Here is a 15,402-nt window from a genome sequence, read left to right on the forward strand (position 1 = left end):
GAGTTATGACCCCGGCAAGGCCCACACATCCGCCAGTGACGGGTCGTAACCGGACGCCGCCGCGTTGTGTTGGATCCGCACCCGGACGGTCGATCCGGTCAGCAACGCCGGATCGTCCACCCGGAACTGGTAGCTATCGAGCCCACCCGACGACCGGTTGTTAACCCGCCGATGCGCGACCACCCCGTTGATGCGGACCTCGTAGTCCTTCACCTGCGCCACGTCGTACGTCTCCACCAGCCGCATCACGAACGGCTGCCCCGGCTGGATCCGCAGGTCGAACTCGAACCAAGACCCTGGCACCTGCAGCCCCGAATAGCGACGAGTCCGCCCGGCCTCAACGCCGGTACCGGACGACGGCGCCGCGGTCACGCCATGCGCACCCTCGGACGACGAATCGCCCAGGTCCACATAGTCGATCGCGCCTTCAACACCGCGGAAGGAGAACCGATACTTGCCTGCGGCAACCGTCACGCGAACGGTATCGCCTTCGTCCACCACGTCGAAGGAGGTCAAGGGCTGACCGCTCTCGGTGATGAGGCTCGGGTCCGACGCCGGCATACGCACGACGGCAGTGGTGTTGCCCGGCACCGTCACGTCGAGGCTGAGCCCATCCGTCCCGACCCGCTCCCAACGCGTCGCGATCTCACCGTACGGCGTGAGGTGTTTGAAGTCCGCAAACGTCAGACCGGCACCAGGCACCGGCGCGATCAGGGCCTTGCGATAACCCGGTTCGGCAGCGGATACACCGGCCAGCGTGCGGTACATCCACTCGCCAACGGCGCCATACGCGTAGTGGTTGAACGAGTTCATGTTGACGTCGTTGAACGTGCCGTCGGGATTGATCGAGTTCCAGCGCTCCCAGATCGTCGTTGCGCCCTTGCCGATCTCGTAACCCCACGACGGGTATTCCGTCCGCTGCAACAGCCGATACGCCAGATCGCTGCGCCCGACCTTGGTCAACGTAGGCAACAACCCATCGACACCAAGGAACCCGGTCCGCAATTGCCCAGCCGCCGAGACGTTAGCGGCAAAGTGGTTGCCAGCAGCACCGACCCGATCCGCCGGCACCAGGTCATTGCTCAGGGCAAGGATGTAGTCGGTCTGGTTCCCACGGCCAACCTTGCCATCGCCGGCAACGAACCGCGCCGCGAAGGCATTCCGCACGTCGACGTAAAACTGCTGATACCGAGCCGCCTCCGCCGGTCGGTCGATCGCCGCCGCCATCTGGCCGAGCTGGCGCGCGCTCTTCGCGAAGAACGCCGTGCCGATAAGCTCCGGCTCGGTCTGGTTCTGCGGGTCCTCCAGGTTGAGCCAGTCGTTGTACTGCCCGCCGTGCCGGATGAACCCGTTCGCCGTACGAGCCAAGTAGTCGACGTACCGGCTCATTGAGTCGAACTGCTCGCGGATGATCGCCGTATCGCCGTACGCCTGCCACAAGGTCCACGGCACGTTCACCCCGGCATCCGCCCAGCCCGCGTCGTTCAAGCCGCCGTCGAACTGCTCCGGGACCGTCGGCGCCACACTCGGGTATGCCCCGGACGCCGCCTGCTCCACCCGGAGATCGCGCAACCACTTGGTCAGGAAAGCCTGCGAGTCGAGGTTGTAGACGGCGGTACGCGCGAAGACGTTGATGTCGCCGGTCCAGCCCAACCGCTCGTCCCGCGCCGGGGTATCCGTCGGGATGGAGAGGAAGTTGCCGCGCTGTCCCCAGACGATATTGCTCTGCAACTGGTTGACCAGCGCCGAACTAGTGGTGAGCTGCGAGGTCATAGCGCCATCCGTGCCGAGCACTAGGCCGGTAATCGCGCTAGCGGGCGGTGCTGACGGTAGACCGGTGATCTCGATGTACCGGAAGCCGTGGAAGGTGAAACGCGGCCGGTAGGTCTCAGGCGAACCAGTGGCGAACGTGTAGTGATCCGTGGCCCGAGCGCTTCGCAGGTTGTCGGTGTAGATGTAGCCGTCCTTGTCGAGCACCTCGGCCTGCCTGATGCGCACGGTCTGCCCAGGCGTCCCGGTCAACGTGATGCGCGGTACGCCGACCATGTTCTGGCCGAGGTCGTACAAGTAGGTGCCGGGCGTCTTGGACGGTATGGCCCGTGCTGCCAGCTCCTGCGTCACCCGCACTGGCTGATCCGTCTGCGGCACCAGTAGCGCGGTAGCGGACGGCCTCACTTGCACTAACGCCCAGCCCGGTGCCGGATAGCCCGGCTCGTCCCAACCCGTCTGAGCCGCGCGAGCGTCGTACGCCTCGCCGTGCAAAAGGTCAGCGGCCCGTACGGAACCGGGGCTCGTCCGCCAGCTCGAGTCCGTCGCGAAGACGTCCGTGCTGCCGTCGTCGTACGTGACGCGCAGCTGGGCGCTGAACGCCGTGGTCTTGCCGTAGCGGTTGCGGTTGAACATGGCGAGTTGGCCCGCGAACCAGCCGTTGGCCAGTTCGGCGCCGAGCGCGTTCAGCCCGGGCTTGAGCAGCGACGTCACGTCGTACGTCTGGGTCTGGATGCGCCGGCGGTAATCCGTCCAACCGGGTGCGAGCTCGTGGTCGCCGGCCTTGGTGCCGTTGACGCGCAGCTCGTAGACGCCTTGCGCCGCCGCGTGCAATCGCGCTCGTACGACGTTCTTGCCACTCGGAAGCGTGATGTCCTTGCGGAAGAGCGGGAGCCGTTTGGCCGGCGCCCAGAGGTCGGTGTCCGCCCCCGGCATCGTGCGACGCACCACCAGCCCACCGGTTGGCGGGACATAACCCTCGGGGAATGTCCCGTCGCCGGCCGGGAAAGCGGTGTCGATCAGTACGGCGCCGGCGGTGTTCGTCACCTTGAGCCGATGCACCACGCCGATCTCGTTGTTACTGACGCGGAAGCCCATTCCACCCGGCGCGTTATGGTCAGACCGATTTCGCTGGTCGACCTGTACGCCGTTCACCCAGGTGGTGATGGTTTGACCGATTACGGAAATGCGCAAGTTATTCCGCTGGCCAAGGTCCGCCGCGAGCGGAATTTCGGCCAGTACGACGTATGACCCGTCGTTATTCCGGACATGCGGGCGCAATAGCGAGCGGCCGGAGGCGGTATTGAGCTGCCACATATAGCCGACGCCGCCGTGGCCGCGGAAGAATACCCCGAGCGCCTCACGTTGCACGGTGGCGTCCAGGTCCATCGTGTAGTCGGACCACTCGGGCCCGGCCGCGTCATCGGCGCCGATCCACTCGCCGGCCCAGTCCGACGGCTGGAGCGCGCCCGTCTCGAACTTGGCCGCCGGGCTCCACGCCGAGGCCGTACCCGTCTCGTCCCAGATCCGGACGGCCCAGTAATACGCGGAATACCGGGCAAGCGCCGGACCGCCGTACGGCACGTCGACCGATTGCGACGACTCGACGACCCCGCTGTTCCAGACGTCCGGCGCCGCCAGCCGATCGACGGCGGACGCGACGTGGAGCTCGTACCGGCGCTGGCCCAGCCCACGCCGGGACGCCGACAACTGCCAACTCAACCGGGGTGGACCGGCCGCGATCGCGAGCGGCTCGGTCCGTTGATTGGCGCGCAAATGCGACACCACGGGCACTTCGGCACTATTCACCAGGCCACCCTCTGCATTCACCGGAATTGACATGAGCAACAAAATCGCAGCAAGCAGAGTTCTCACGATGGTTCCCCAGATAGGTGATATCCAGGGAACCATCGCAGCCCCGCGACCGAGCGTCAACCGATCTGACCACTAATGGCCACTGAGCGATTACTATTAGTGCAGGATCGAAAGGTGTCAGAACAGGCCGCGCCGGACCGCCCAGACGACGGCTTCGATCGCGGTACCGACTCCGATCCGGTCGCAGATCGCCCGGGTGCGGCGGCGCACGGTCCGTTCGGACAGGTCCAGGCGACGCGCGACGGCTTCGACCGGCAACCCGGTGGCGAGCAGTCGCAGCAGCTGGACATCGTCGTGACCCAGCATCGGCAGCTCGTGCAGCTCGCGGCGCAAACCAATCCCGTTGTAGGTGGTCGTCATTCGGTCACACTCCCGTACACCCGGGCCTCGGCGGCGGCCCAGTCGGCCGGTGTATCCCGCGGCTGGTAACGCCGCAGCTCGTGGGTCGAGCGCACCAGCGCCCGCATCTCGTCCAGTCCGGCCAGCGGTGCGCCGAGCGCCCGGGCCTGGACCAGCACATTGCCCAGCGCGGACGCCTCGACCGGACCGGCGAGCACCGGTAGTCCGCAGGCGTCCGCGGTGAGCTGGCAGAGCAATTCGTTCTGCGAACCGCCTCCGATGACGTGCAGTACGTCGACCGGCTGGTCCGCGATCCGCTGGGCCTTCGCGAGCGTACGACGGTACGCCAGCGCGAGGCTTTCCAGAATGCATCGAGTGGTTGCCGCAGGCCCCTGTGGCGGTGCTACCCCAGCACGCCGGCACCACTCGGCGATCCGCGACGGCATGTTGCCGGGGGCAAGGAATGCCGGGTCGTCCGGGTCGATCAGCACACCGTACGGCGGAACGTCGGCCGCCTCGCGCAAGAGCCCGGGCAGGTCCGTCGTACCCCATTCACGTAAGCACTCCTGGAGAATCCAGAGGCCCATCACGTTACGCAGAAAGCGGATCCGGCCGTCGACGCCACCTTCGTTGGTGAAGTTGGCCGCCTGCGCTTCGGCCGTCAGCACGGGCTTGTCGAGTTCGAGCCCGACCAAGGACCACGTGCCCGAGGAGATGTAGGCGAACCGCTCGTCAGCCGCGGGCACGGCAACCACAGATGAGGCCGTGTCATGCGAACCGACCGCGATGACCGGCGTGCCGTCGTGCGAGCCGACGACCGTGCCAGGCTCGTGCAGCGGTGGGAGCAGCCCTGCCGGCAGGCCGACGCGCTGGGCCAGGTCCGTCGACCACGTCCGCGCGCGTATGTCGTACAGCTGAGTGGTCGACGCGTTCGTGATCTCGGCGCCGATGTAGCCGGTGAGCCAGAAGTTGAGCAGGTCCGGGATCATCAGCAGGGTTGACGCCCGCTTGATTTGGGGGCCTTCAGCAAGTAATTGGTAGATCGTGTTGAAGGGCAGGTGTTGCAGGCCGGTGATGGCGTAAAGCTCGTCGGCCGAGATGTCGGGCAAAACCACGCCGGAGGTCCGCTCATCCCGGTAGTGAACTGGATTCCCGAGCAGCCGGCCGGCCGAGTCGAGCAGGCCGTAGTCGACCGCCCAGGAGTCGATACCGATGCCATGAACCGAGCCGACTGAAGCCAGACCGGCCAGGGTCTCGCGATAGAGGCCGAGCACGTCCCAGTGCAGGGTCGATCCGAGCCGGATTGGCCCGTTCCAGAACCGGTGCACCTCTTGCAGATCGAGCCGGCCGCTACCGACTCGACCGGTCATGACGCGACCGCTCGAGGCCCCCAGATCGACCGCCGCCACAGTGATCATCCGGAACCACCGGTCACAAGGGTCCGATGAACCCCGACACGCCGAGTCACAAGGGTCCGATGACGTGGATTCATGGGATCACCTGGAGGTCTAGGGAGAGGAGGTCGGCGACGGCGCGGAGTTCGGCGACGCGGTGGCCGGTGCCTAGGGCCCAGTGGTGGGCTACGCCGGAGGCTGACCAGGCGTCGGTCCATTCGCCGGGGTCTTGGCCGAAATCCACCCGCGAGGTGGTGTTGCCGATCGCTAAAAGCGGGCCAGGGACGACTTGGCCTTCGGAGGCGATCAGGCGGAACGAGCCGTCGCGGAGCTGGCCGAGGCCGAGGCAGGTGACCGGGCCGTGGGCTACGTCGAACTCGACGGATACGCCCCAGCCGCGTTTGCCGTGGTAGACGCCGAGGCCGCGCAGCAGCGGTTTGGCCGAGCTGATCGCGAGGTGGGCCGGGCCGTCGTGCCCCATCTCCACCACGTTGTCGCGGAAGTTCAGCGCTTGCAGTTCGGTGAAGGAACCACCCGCGCCGAGGCGGTCCATCACCAGCATCGCGAGCGAGGTGCGCAACTCGTACTCCCCCGCCGCCGGAATACCCCTTGCCGTGAGCAACGAGGCGCCGAGAATCATCCCGGCTGCCACGCGTTCGTGCGTCTCGCCGTCGAGGCCTCGGTGGTAGTACGCGAGGGTGTCGAGCTGGAAGTCCTCCACCAAGCGGTCCATCCCGACCGACACTTGGCAGGCCCAGCGGAGATCGTCCGGTTTGACCGAATCGTCCAGGGCGAAGATCTCCCGGGCCTCGGTCAGGCGTGTATCGGTCTCTACGGAAGACACCTTCTCAACGCGCACGCGGAGGTCGTCGATCTCCAGGATCTCGACGTGTCCGCCAAGCTGCGCCGAGACCAGGGTCGGGTCGGTCGAGACGTCCATCATGCCGGGGTAGAGATGCCCGAGCAGGCCGTGACGCCCGTGCCGGAAGGCGGCGCGCACGCCGGCGGCCTTGATCCAGCGTTCGATCCGGGCCCACGCGCGCTCGTCCTCGACGTACCCCGAGACCGAGCGGAAGGTGATGCCCGAGCGCTCGAAGGCGTTCGCCATCTCCGGCAGCGGGCATGCGCCGCAGTAGGCGAGCCACGCGCCGGTATCGAACGACGCGTGGTCCATCGCCTCGGTCGGCTGGAGGTTCAGCAACAGCACGGGCGCGCCACTGCGCTGTGCGACCGGGACCAGCATCGACGCGGTCATGTAGGTGGTGAGGAAGCCGACGATCAGGTCGCAGTCGGCCAGCCGGAGCTTCTCCGCGGCGGCAGCGCCTTCGTGCGGGTCGGAGATGAAGCCGACATCCACGACCTCGCAGTCCAACTCGGCGAACCGCTCCGACACCCGCCGGGCGGACGCCTGCAACTGTGGCAACAGCTCCGGGAACTGCGGCCAATAGGCGCCGAGCCCACCAGCTACCAACCCGATCCTGGTCCGTCGAGAAGCCATGAACACCTACCTCAGGAAGGCGGCAGCAACGCCGGCGTCGACGGGCACGTGCAGCCCGGTGGTCTGGGACAGGTCGCCACCGGCGAGGGCGAAGACGGCGGCCGCGACGTGCTCCGGCAGCACCTCCCGCTTGAGCAGCGTCCGCTGCGCGTAGAAGGCGCCCAGCTCCGACTCCGGTACGCCGTACACCGCGGCTCGTTGCGCACCCCAGCCCTTCGCGAAGATGCCCGAGCCACGAACCACGCCGTCCGGGTTGACCCCGTTCACGCGGATGCCGTACGACCCGAGCTCGGCCGCGAGCAGCCGGACCTGGTGCGCCTGGTCGGCCTTGGCAGCGCCGTACGCGACGTTGTTCGGGCCGGCGAAAACGGCGTTCTTGCTGGAGATGTAGACGATGTCGCCGCCCATCCCCTGGTCGATCATCGCCTTCGCGGCCGTGCGCGAGACCAGGAACGAGCCCTTGGCCATCACGTCGTGCTGGAGGTCCCAGTCTTTTTCGGTTGTCTCCAGCAACGGCTTCGAGATCGAGAGCCCGGCGTTGTTCACCACCAAGTCGATGCCGCCAAAGGCCAGCACGCCTTCGTCAAACGCCTGCTGGACGGCGTCTGCATTCGACACGTCGGCCGTGACCGCAACGGCCGTCGGCCCGATCTCCTTGGCGACGGATTCGGCCGCGGCGCTGTCGAGATCCGCCACCACCACGCAGGCGCCTTCAGCCGCGAGGCGCAGCGCGATCGCCTTGCCGATACCGGAACCGCCGCCGGTCACGAAGGCCACGCGGGTCGCGAGCGGCTTGGGCTTGGGCATCCGCTGGAGCTTCGCCTCTTCGAGCGCCCAGTACTCGATGCGGAACTTCTCGCTCTCATCGATCGGCGCGTACGTCGAGACCGCCTCGGCGCCACGCATCACGTTGATCGCGTTCACGTAGAACTCACCGGCGACGCGGGCCGTCTGCTTGTCCTTGCCGAAGCTGAACATGCCGACACCGGGCACCAGCACGATCGCCGGATCCGCACCGCGCATCGCCGGGCTGTCCTCGGTCGCGTGGCGCTGGTAGTACGCCGCATAGTCCTCGCGGTACGACGCGTGCAGCTCGCGCAACCGGGCCACGATCTCGTCCACCGACGCCGTCGCGGGCAGATCGACCACGAGCGGGCGGACCTTAGTACGCAGGAAGTGGTCCGGGCACGACGTACCAAGCGCGGCCAGTTCGGCGAGACGGGCGCGAGCGGTGAATTCGAGCACCACCTCGCTGTCGTTGTAGTGCCCGACCTGCGGGTTGTCCGTGGACGCGAGCCCACGGATGTACGGCGCGAGTGCCGCCGCGCGGGCCTTGCGCTCGGCCTCCGGCAACGCCTCGAACCCGGGCACCACCGGGCCGAACGGCTCGGGCTTACCGCGATCCGCGAGGAAGCGCTCCGCCGTCCGGATGATGTCGAGCGAGTTCGCCTCGCACTCCGCGGACGTCGCACCCCACGCGGTGATGCCGTGACCGCCGAGGATGACCCCGATGGCCTGCGGGTTGTCGCGTTTGACCGCGGCGATGTCGAGTCCGAGCTGGAAACCGGGCCGGCGCCAGGGCACCCACATCACGCGGTCGCCGAAGCACTCGCGGGTCAGGGCTTCACCGTCAGCCGCAGTGGCCAGGGCGATACCCGAATCCGGGTGAAGGTGGTCGACGTGCGGGGCGTCCACCAGACCGTGCATGGCGGTGTCGATCGAAGGCGCGGCACCACCCTTGCCGTGCAGGCAATAGTCGAACGCGGCGACCATCTCGTCCTCGCGATCGACGCCCGGGTAGACGTCGACCAGCGCGTTCAGCCGGTCCTGCCTGAGCACGGCCAGGCCGCTCGACGTCAGCGTGCCGAGGTCACCACCCGAGCCCTTCACCCAGACCAGGTCGATCGGCTGCTTGGTCACCGGGTCGTTCGCCGTACCCTTCGCGGACGTGTTACCGCCGGCGTAGTTGGTATTGCGCGGGTCGGCACCCAGTCTGTTGCTTCGCGCAACGAGTTCGGCTGCGGTGTCGTTCACTGGTTCAGGCTCCCCATCCGGCCTGCTGGCCGTCGGCTCGTTCGGCGGTGATCTTGTCGGCATAACCGCTGCGGTGGTAGGCGGCGATCGGGTCCGGGTCCAGCCCCTGCTCGACCCTCAGGTCTGCGAGCAGCGGGCGGACGTCGGTGTTGTAGGCATCCATCAGTACGGCGTTCGCCGCCAGCACATCGCCTTCTTGCTGGGCTTTACGCAACGCAGGGCGATCAACCAGCAGCGCCTTCGCGGTGGCCTCCTGGACGTTCATCACCGAGCGGATGATCGCGGGGATCTTCGCCTCGATGTTGTGGCACTGGTCGAGCATGAAGGCGATGCCGCGAGCCGGATCGAGCGCGTCACCGCGGACGATCTCGCTCATGATCCGGAACAACTGGAACGGATCGGCCGAACCCACCATCAGGTCGTCGTCGGCGTAGAACCGGCTGTTGAAGTCGAACGCCCCGAGCTTTCCGGCCCGCAGCAAGAACGCCACGATGAACTCGATGTTCGTGCCCGGCGCGTGATGCCCGGTATCGATGCAGACCGTTGCCTTCGGCCCCAATTCCAGGCAGTGCGCGTACGACGTACCCCAGTCCGGCACATCCGTGCTGTAGAACGCGGGCTCGAAGAACTTGTACTCGAGCAGGATCCGCTGGTTCTCGCCGAGCCGGTCGTAGGTCTCGCGCAGCGCGGCGGCCAATCGGTCCTGCCGGTCCCAGATGTCGTCCTGGCCCGGGTAGTTGGTGCCGTCGGAAAACCAGAGCTTCAGGTCGCGCGAACCCGTCTGGTCCATGATGTCGATGCACTCGAGCAGGTGGTCCGTGGCCTTGCGGCGGATCCGGGGATCCGGGTTGGTGACGCTGCCGAGCTTGTAGTCGTCGTCCTGGAAGACGTTGGTGTTGATCGCGCCGAGCCGGACGCCCTGTTCCTTCGCGTACGCGCTGAGCGCGGCGTAGTCGGCGACCTTGTCCCACGGGATGTGCAGCGCCACGCTCGGCGCCACCCCGGTCAGGCGATGCACCACGGCCGCGTCGTCGATCTTCTCCTGCGGCGAGCGCGGTACGCCCGGCTGGGAGAACACCTTGAACCGCGTGCCCGAGTTACCGAAGGCCCACGAGGGCAGCTCGATCTCCTGCCTGCGCAGGGCGTCCGTCACGGCCGTCATCGCTATACCTCATCCGTCTCGTCTAAGTGGTCGGCACCGGAAGTTCGTCGAGTGGCTGCGGTGTTCAGGTGCGTGCATCGCGGTGCTGGCGGAGCGTCCTCGATGCGGAGCATCGTGGATGATTCGCCAGTGCCGCGAGGTGCGTGCCTGGGCGCCGCAGACGCCGATGAACTTTCGATGCCGACCACTAAATGGAAGATCTCGGGGAGCAGTACGAACGACTCATCCGGCCGTCCGTCCTGCTGGAAGAACTCCGTCATCTCGGCCTGCCAGCGCGCGTTGACCTCGGTCGCGGCCATCGCCCGCTGCGCTGCCGCCAGGTCGTCGGACTCGACGTACCCGACCAGCAGCCCGTCGTCCCGCAGGAACAGCGAGTAGTTCCGCCACCCGCTGTCCCGCAAGGCCTGTTGCATCTCCGGCCAGACCGCCGCATGCCGCTCGACGTACTCGGGCATGCGGTCGGTCCGGACCTGGAGTGTGAAGCAGTAGCGCATGGCTCTTCAGACCTCTTTGGGCTCAGAAATCTCAGAAGTCGAACTGGTCGATGTTGGCGGCCGTGAACTCGGTCGGCGGGCCGAGGACGATCTCACCGTCCTTGCCAACGGTGTACTCGCCGAGCTTGCCGGCCTTGAACTTCTCGCCCTCGGCGCCGGTGATCTGGCCGGACGACAGCGCCGCACCCGCGTACGCCGCGAGGTAGCCGATGTCCGCCGGGTTCCAGAGGGCGAACTTCTTGACCGTTCCGTCCTTCACGTACTGGCGCATCTGGTTCGGCAGACCAAGGCCCGTGATCGCGACCTTGCCCTTGTAGCTCGAGGCGCTCACATAACGCGAAGCGGCCGCGATACCGACGGTGGTCGGCGAGACGATCACCTTGAGGTTCGGGTACGACGAGAGCAGGCCCTGCGCCTCCTGGAACGACTTCTGGTCATCGTCGTTGCCATAAGCAACCTTCACCAGCTTGAGCTTGGCGTTCTCCGGCTTGGCGAGTTCCTTCTTCAGGACCTCGATCCAGGCGTTCTGGTTGGTCGCGTTCGGCGTCGCGGACAGTACGGCGATCTCGCCTGAGCCGCCGGCCAGTTCGTTCGCCATCTTCGCGAGGCTCTCGCCGATGCCCTGCGTGGTCGCCTGGTTGATGAACGCGTCCCGGCAGGTCTTCGAGGCGTCGGAGTCGAACGAGACGACCTTGATACCGGCCTTGCGGGCCTGGTTCAGCGACGGGCAGACCGCGTTCGGGTCGTTCGCGGCGACCGCGATCACGTTCTGCTGCTGCTGGATCAGCGTGTTGATGTAGCTGACCTGCGAGGACGCGCTCGCGTCGTTCGGTCCGACCAGCTTGTACTCGCCCTTGACCTCGCCCACCGCGATCTTGCCGCCGCCCACCTCGACATCGGTGTACGGGTTGTTCAGCTGCTTGGGCAGGAAGGCGATCTTCAGGCCTTCCTTGAGCGGCGCGTTCGGGTCGGCCGTGACCTGCGAGGTGGTCGGCGCGGCGGTGTTCTGGTTCGCCGTGCTCTCCTTGGTGGTGCCACCACAGGCGGTCACGGCAAGCGCGAACACGGCCACGGTCGCCAGGGAGCGAGAGCGGTACGTCATGATGCGTTGGTCCTTTCTGGAAGCAGCAGTCGGTGACGCCGCTGGATGAGCTTTTGCACGGCATTCGGAGCGAGTACCGAGATGATCAACAGCGCACCGGTGACCACGTTGAGCGCTTCGTTCGACACGTCCGACAGGCGGAGCGCGTTCTGGAGCGATGCGAGGAGGACGACGCCCGCGAGCACCCCGGGCAAGGTGCCGCGGCCGCCGAAGATGGAGACGCCGCCGAGCAGCACGGCCGCGACGACGGCGAGCTCGAGGCCCGCGCCGTTGTCGGCCCGCGCGCTGGAATACCTGAGGGTCCAGAGCACGCCCGCGAGTCCCGCGACGGCGCCGCTCACGACGTACAGCCAGAACTTGGTCCGGCCGGGACGAACGCCGGCGAACCTTGCCGCCTGCTCGCTCGCGCCGACGGCGTACAGGTTGCGGCCGATCGGCGTCGCGTGCAGGACCAGTCCGAAGGCGATGGCCAGCACGATGATCAGGTAGAGCACATTCGGGATCGGCGAACCGCCCGTGACCCAGTCGGTGTAGACGGCCGGGAAGTCCGCGACCGCGCCGTCACCGAGGACAACGAAGGCCAGGCCGCGGTAGAGCGCGAGCGTGCCGATCGTGACGGCCAATGAGGGTAGGCCGAGGACCGTGACGAACAGGCCGTTGACCGCGCCGAGGATCGCGCCCAGCAGCAGGCAGAGCGGGATGATCGTTTCGATCGAGAGGCCCGCATTCCATAGGGAGCCCATCACCGCGCTGGACAGGCCGAGAGTGCTCGCCACCGACAGGTCGATCTCGCCGGTCACGATGATGTACGTCATCGGCAAGGCCACCAAGGCGATCGGTAGGAGGTCGAGCACCAGGAAGCCGAAGTTCTGCGAACTGGCGAAGTTGTCGACGGTGCCTGAGGCAACGATGAGGACGACGATGGTCAGCGCGATGATCGCTGTGTCCCAACCACGCTTAGCGAACACGGGAGCCTCGCTTCTTCAGGGATGCGGCGACGCGGGCTGCGACCAGACGGTCAGACCCGATCGCCAGCAGGATCAGTGCGCCGACGATGGCCTGCTGCCAGAACTGGTTGATCTCCAGCACGGCGAGCGAACTCCCGATCGTTGTCAGCAGCAACGCTCCGAGTGCGGCGCCCCAAACGCTGCCGCTACCGCCGAAGACCGCGACTCCACCGACGACGACCGCGGCCACGACGTTCAGTTCGAGACCGGTCCCCGCGGCGGCGTCGATGGTGCCGAACCGCGCGGCGAAGAGCACTCCGCCCAGGCCCGCGAGGCCCCCGCTGACTGTGAAAGCCGCGAGGGTACGACGGCCAACCCGGATACCCGCGAGTGTTGCGGCCTGCGGACTCGAGCCCATCGCGTACAACTCGCGACCGGCCCGATAGTTGCGCAGGACAACGCCTGAGATGGTGAGGATGATGAGCGCGATCCACACCAGGTAAGGGATTCCGAGCAGCGTCGCGTTGCCGAAGGCAAGGAATGACCCGGGCAGTTCGTCGGCGTTGACTTGCTGGCCACCGGCCCAGAAGTACGTGATACCGCGGATGACGTACAGCGTGCCGAGGGTGACGACGAGCGCCGGGATCTTGCCGTACTGCACCAGCGCGCCATTGCCCAACCCTGCTACGGCGCCCACTCCGGCACCCACCAGGAGCGCCACGACGACCGGGAGACCTGGGTTGTCCCGGAGCAGCGTGCCGACGGTGAACGCGCTGAGACCGAGGATCGATCCGACCGACAGATCGATATTGCGGGTGATCACGACGATCGCCTGGCCGACCGCTAGAACGGCCAGGATTGCCGTGCCGAGCAGGATGTCGCGAATGCTCTGACCGGAGAGGAATCGCGGGTTCGAGATCGCGGTGACGCCGACGAGCAGGGCCAGCGCGATCACGATGCCGAGCTCGCGCGCTTTGAAGACCAGGCTCAGTTTGGGCGCGAGGTTCAGGGTGGCGGTGGTCATACCCTCGCCTCCTGACCGGTCGCGGCGAACATGACCGACTCCTCGGTCGCGTCCGCCCGGGCCAGCTCCGCGACCAGCCGGCCCTCGCGCATCACCAGCACGCGGTCCGCCATGCCGAGGACCTCGGGCAACTCGGATGACACCATCAGTACGGCGACTCCTTCGGCCGCGAGGCCTGACATCAGGCGATGTACTTCCGCCTTGGTTCCGACATCGATACCGCGAGTGGGCTCGTCCACGATCAGCACGCGTGGTGCCATCGACAGCCACTTGGCCAGCACGACCTTCTGCTGGTTGCCGCCCGAGAGCGTGCCGACGTCATCGCTGAGCCGGCCGTACTTGGTCTTGAGCCGCTCGGTCCATTCCGCGGCCTGTTTCCGTTCGCTCGAGCCGAAGAGGAATCCGAGCCGGGCGAGTTTGCGCGAACGCGGCAGGGTGACGTTGCGCTCGATCGACAGGTCCATCACCAGGCCAAGCTGTCGACGGTCTTCAGGTACGAGCGCGACGCCCGCGGCCATCGCTTTGCGCGGTGATCCGGGTTGCAGGCGGCGCCCGAGGACCTCGACCGTGCCGGCGTCCCGGGGGTCGACCCCGAAGATCGACTGGACCACCTCGGACCGGCCCGAACCGACCAGCCCGGCGAGCGCCACGATCTCGCCCGCGCGGACCTCGAACGAGACGTCCTCGAAGGTCCCTTCGCGGCTCATCCCCTCGACGGTGAGTACGACGGCACCGGGCTCGACGTCTTGTTTGGGGAACAGCGCTTCCAGATCGCGACCGACCATTCGCCGTACCATCTCGTCGACGGTCAGATCGTCCAGCAGGTCGGTCGAGACGTGCCGGCCGTCGCGCATGATCGTGACCCGCTGGCAGAGCGCGGTGATCTCCTCGAACCGGTGCGAGATGAACACCAGCGCGGCACCGTGCTGCTTGAGCGAACGCGCCACCGCGAAGAGCCGCTCGACCTCGACCCCGGTCAACGCCGCGGTCGGTTCGTCCATCACGACGACGCGGGCCTCGGCGGACAAGGCCTTCGCGATTTCGACAAGCTGTTGATCGGCGATCGACAGGCCACGCGCGGGACGGGCCGGGTCGATCGAGACGCCCAGGCGGCGGAAGAGCTGCTCGGCCTGCTGGTTCATCGCGATCCGGTCGATCGCGTTGAAGCGGCCGAGGGGGTGGCGGCCCATCGCGATGTTCTCCGCGACGGACAGGTCCGGGAAGAGCGTCGGCTCCTGGTAGATGACCGCGATACCGGCGGCGCGGGCCTCGGCGGGACTGCCCAGCGTGACCGGTTGGCCGTCGATCTCGATCGTGCCGGTGTCGGGGCGATGAACGCCCGCGAGCATCTTCACGATGGTCGACTTGCCGGCGCCGTTCTCCCCGACGAGCGCGTGCGCCTCACCGGCGTACAGGCCGAACGAAACGTCGCGAACGGCGGCGACCGCGCCGAACGACTTGCTGACGGCACGCAGCTGGACCAGGGCCTCATCCGGCATGCGGTGACTCTCCTCAGGACTTGGATCAGGCTTGGATCGGGGCGGTTTCGGGGCGGCGGCTTGGTGGGCGGCCTGTTATTGAAAGGTTTCAATTCGGTGGCCCTGAAGTTACGGGCAGGCCGTGGAGCCGTCAAGAGCCCGTTGCGAAAGAGTTCTGTGCAGTAGGCGATTTCGGCGCGGTTTCGGGTTAGCCTTCGGTTTTGAACACGTTTCAAAATTTCGGGCCTGCCGGTTGACAAGTTGGCTGTTGACGGTTGGCCCAGGCGA

The 15,402-nt window shown here is 66.9% G+C and carries 11 protein-coding genes; all 11 read right to left on the minus strand.

Translation table 11 applies throughout. The features are described 5' to 3' along the window. Positions 1 to 3: 3 nt before the first annotated feature. On the minus strand, positions 4 to 3,576 hold the full coding sequence (locus OG394_RS24675) for a family 78 glycoside hydrolase catalytic domain (RefSeq protein ID WP_328989430.1): 3,573 nt from the start codon (positions 3,574 to 3,576) through the stop codon (positions 4 to 6). Between the two features lie 183 nt (positions 3,577 to 3,759). After that, positions 3,760 to 4,002 (minus strand): LuxR C-terminal-related transcriptional regulator, encoded by a 243-nt coding sequence (locus OG394_RS24680; protein WP_328989431.1) that lies wholly within the window; start codon positions 4,000 to 4,002, stop codon positions 3,760 to 3,762. After that, a complete protein-coding gene (locus OG394_RS24685; protein WP_328989432.1) occupies positions 3,999 to 5,399 on the minus strand; it encodes a rhamnulokinase in 1,401 nt (466 codons plus the stop codon). The genes OG394_RS24680 and OG394_RS24685 overlap by 4 nt, the downstream gene beginning before the upstream one ends. A gap of 70 nt (positions 5,400 to 5,469) precedes the next feature. Then, entirely contained in the window at positions 5,470 to 6,873 is a 1,404-nt protein-coding gene (locus tag OG394_RS24690) for an L-fucose/L-arabinose isomerase family protein (RefSeq protein ID WP_328989433.1), read from the minus strand. Positions 6,874 to 6,879: 6 nt separating this feature from the next. Further along, positions 6,880 to 8,907 (minus strand): bifunctional aldolase/short-chain dehydrogenase, encoded by a 2,028-nt coding sequence (locus OG394_RS24695; RefSeq protein WP_328989434.1) that lies wholly within the window; start codon positions 8,905 to 8,907, stop codon positions 6,880 to 6,882. Between the two features lie 4 nt (positions 8,908 to 8,911). Then, the gene (gene rhaI / locus OG394_RS24700; protein ID WP_328989435.1) at positions 8,912 to 10,069 is read right to left on the minus strand and encodes an L-rhamnose isomerase; all 1,158 of its coding nucleotides are present in this window, start codon (positions 10,067 to 10,069) and stop codon (positions 8,912 to 8,914) included. Positions 10,070 to 10,071: 2 nt separating this feature from the next. After that, a complete protein-coding gene (locus OG394_RS24705; protein ID WP_328989436.1) occupies positions 10,072 to 10,563 on the minus strand; it encodes an L-rhamnose mutarotase in 492 nt (163 codons plus the stop codon). 31 nt (positions 10,564 to 10,594) lie between these two features. Further along, entirely contained in the window at positions 10,595 to 11,665 is a 1,071-nt protein-coding gene (gene rhaS, locus OG394_RS24710) for a rhamnose ABC transporter substrate-binding protein (protein WP_328989437.1), read from the minus strand. Continuing rightward, positions 11,662 to 12,633: an ABC transporter permease gene (locus OG394_RS24715; protein ID WP_328989438.1), complete on the minus strand. Its 972-nt coding sequence runs from the start codon at positions 12,631 to 12,633 to the stop codon at positions 11,662 to 11,664. Before OG394_RS24715 ends, rhaS begins: the two co-directional genes overlap by 4 nt. Further along, positions 12,623 to 13,636, minus strand: coding sequence for an ABC transporter permease (locus tag OG394_RS24720; protein WP_328989439.1), 1,014 nt, complete (start codon positions 13,634 to 13,636; stop codon positions 12,623 to 12,625). The genes OG394_RS24715 and OG394_RS24720 overlap by 11 nt, the downstream gene beginning before the upstream one ends. After that, on the minus strand, positions 13,633 to 15,135 hold the full coding sequence (locus OG394_RS24725; protein ID WP_328989440.1) for a sugar ABC transporter ATP-binding protein: 1,503 nt from the start codon (positions 15,133 to 15,135) through the stop codon (positions 13,633 to 13,635). Before OG394_RS24725 ends, OG394_RS24720 begins: the two co-directional genes overlap by 4 nt. Positions 15,136 to 15,402 lie beyond the last annotated feature (267 nt).

This window comes from Kribbella sp. NBC_01245, from assembly GCF_036226525.1.
In the GTDB taxonomy this organism is placed as follows: domain Bacteria; phylum Actinomycetota; class Actinomycetes; order Propionibacteriales; family Kribbellaceae; genus Kribbella.

Coding starts and splice junctions, on each gene's coding strand:
- OG394_RS24680 (WP_328989431.1), bottom strand. CDS start 4,002: ATGACGACCACCTACAACGGGATTGGTTTGCGCCGCGAGCTGCACGAG.
- OG394_RS24685 (WP_328989432.1), bottom strand. CDS start 5,399: ATGATCACTGTGGCGGCGGTCGATCTGGGGGCCTCGAGCGGTCGCGTC.
- OG394_RS24690 (WP_328989433.1), bottom strand. CDS start 6,873: ATGGCTTCTCGACGGACCAGGATCGGGTTGGTAGCTGGTGGGCTCGGC.
- rhaI (WP_328989435.1), bottom strand. CDS start 10,069: ATGACGGCCGTGACGGACGCCCTGCGCAGGCAGGAGATCGAGCTGCCC.
- OG394_RS24705 (WP_328989436.1), bottom strand. CDS start 10,563: ATGCGCTACTGCTTCACACTCCAGGTCCGGACCGACCGCATGCCCGAG.
- rhaS (WP_328989437.1), bottom strand. CDS start 11,665: ATGACGTACCGCTCTCGCTCCCTGGCGACCGTGGCCGTGTTCGCGCTT.
- OG394_RS24720 (WP_328989439.1), bottom strand. CDS start 13,636: ATGACCACCGCCACCCTGAACCTCGCGCCCAAACTGAGCCTGGTCTTC.
- OG394_RS24725 (WP_328989440.1), bottom strand. CDS start 15,135: ATGCCGGATGAGGCCCTGGTCCAGCTGCGTGCCGTCAGCAAGTCGTTC.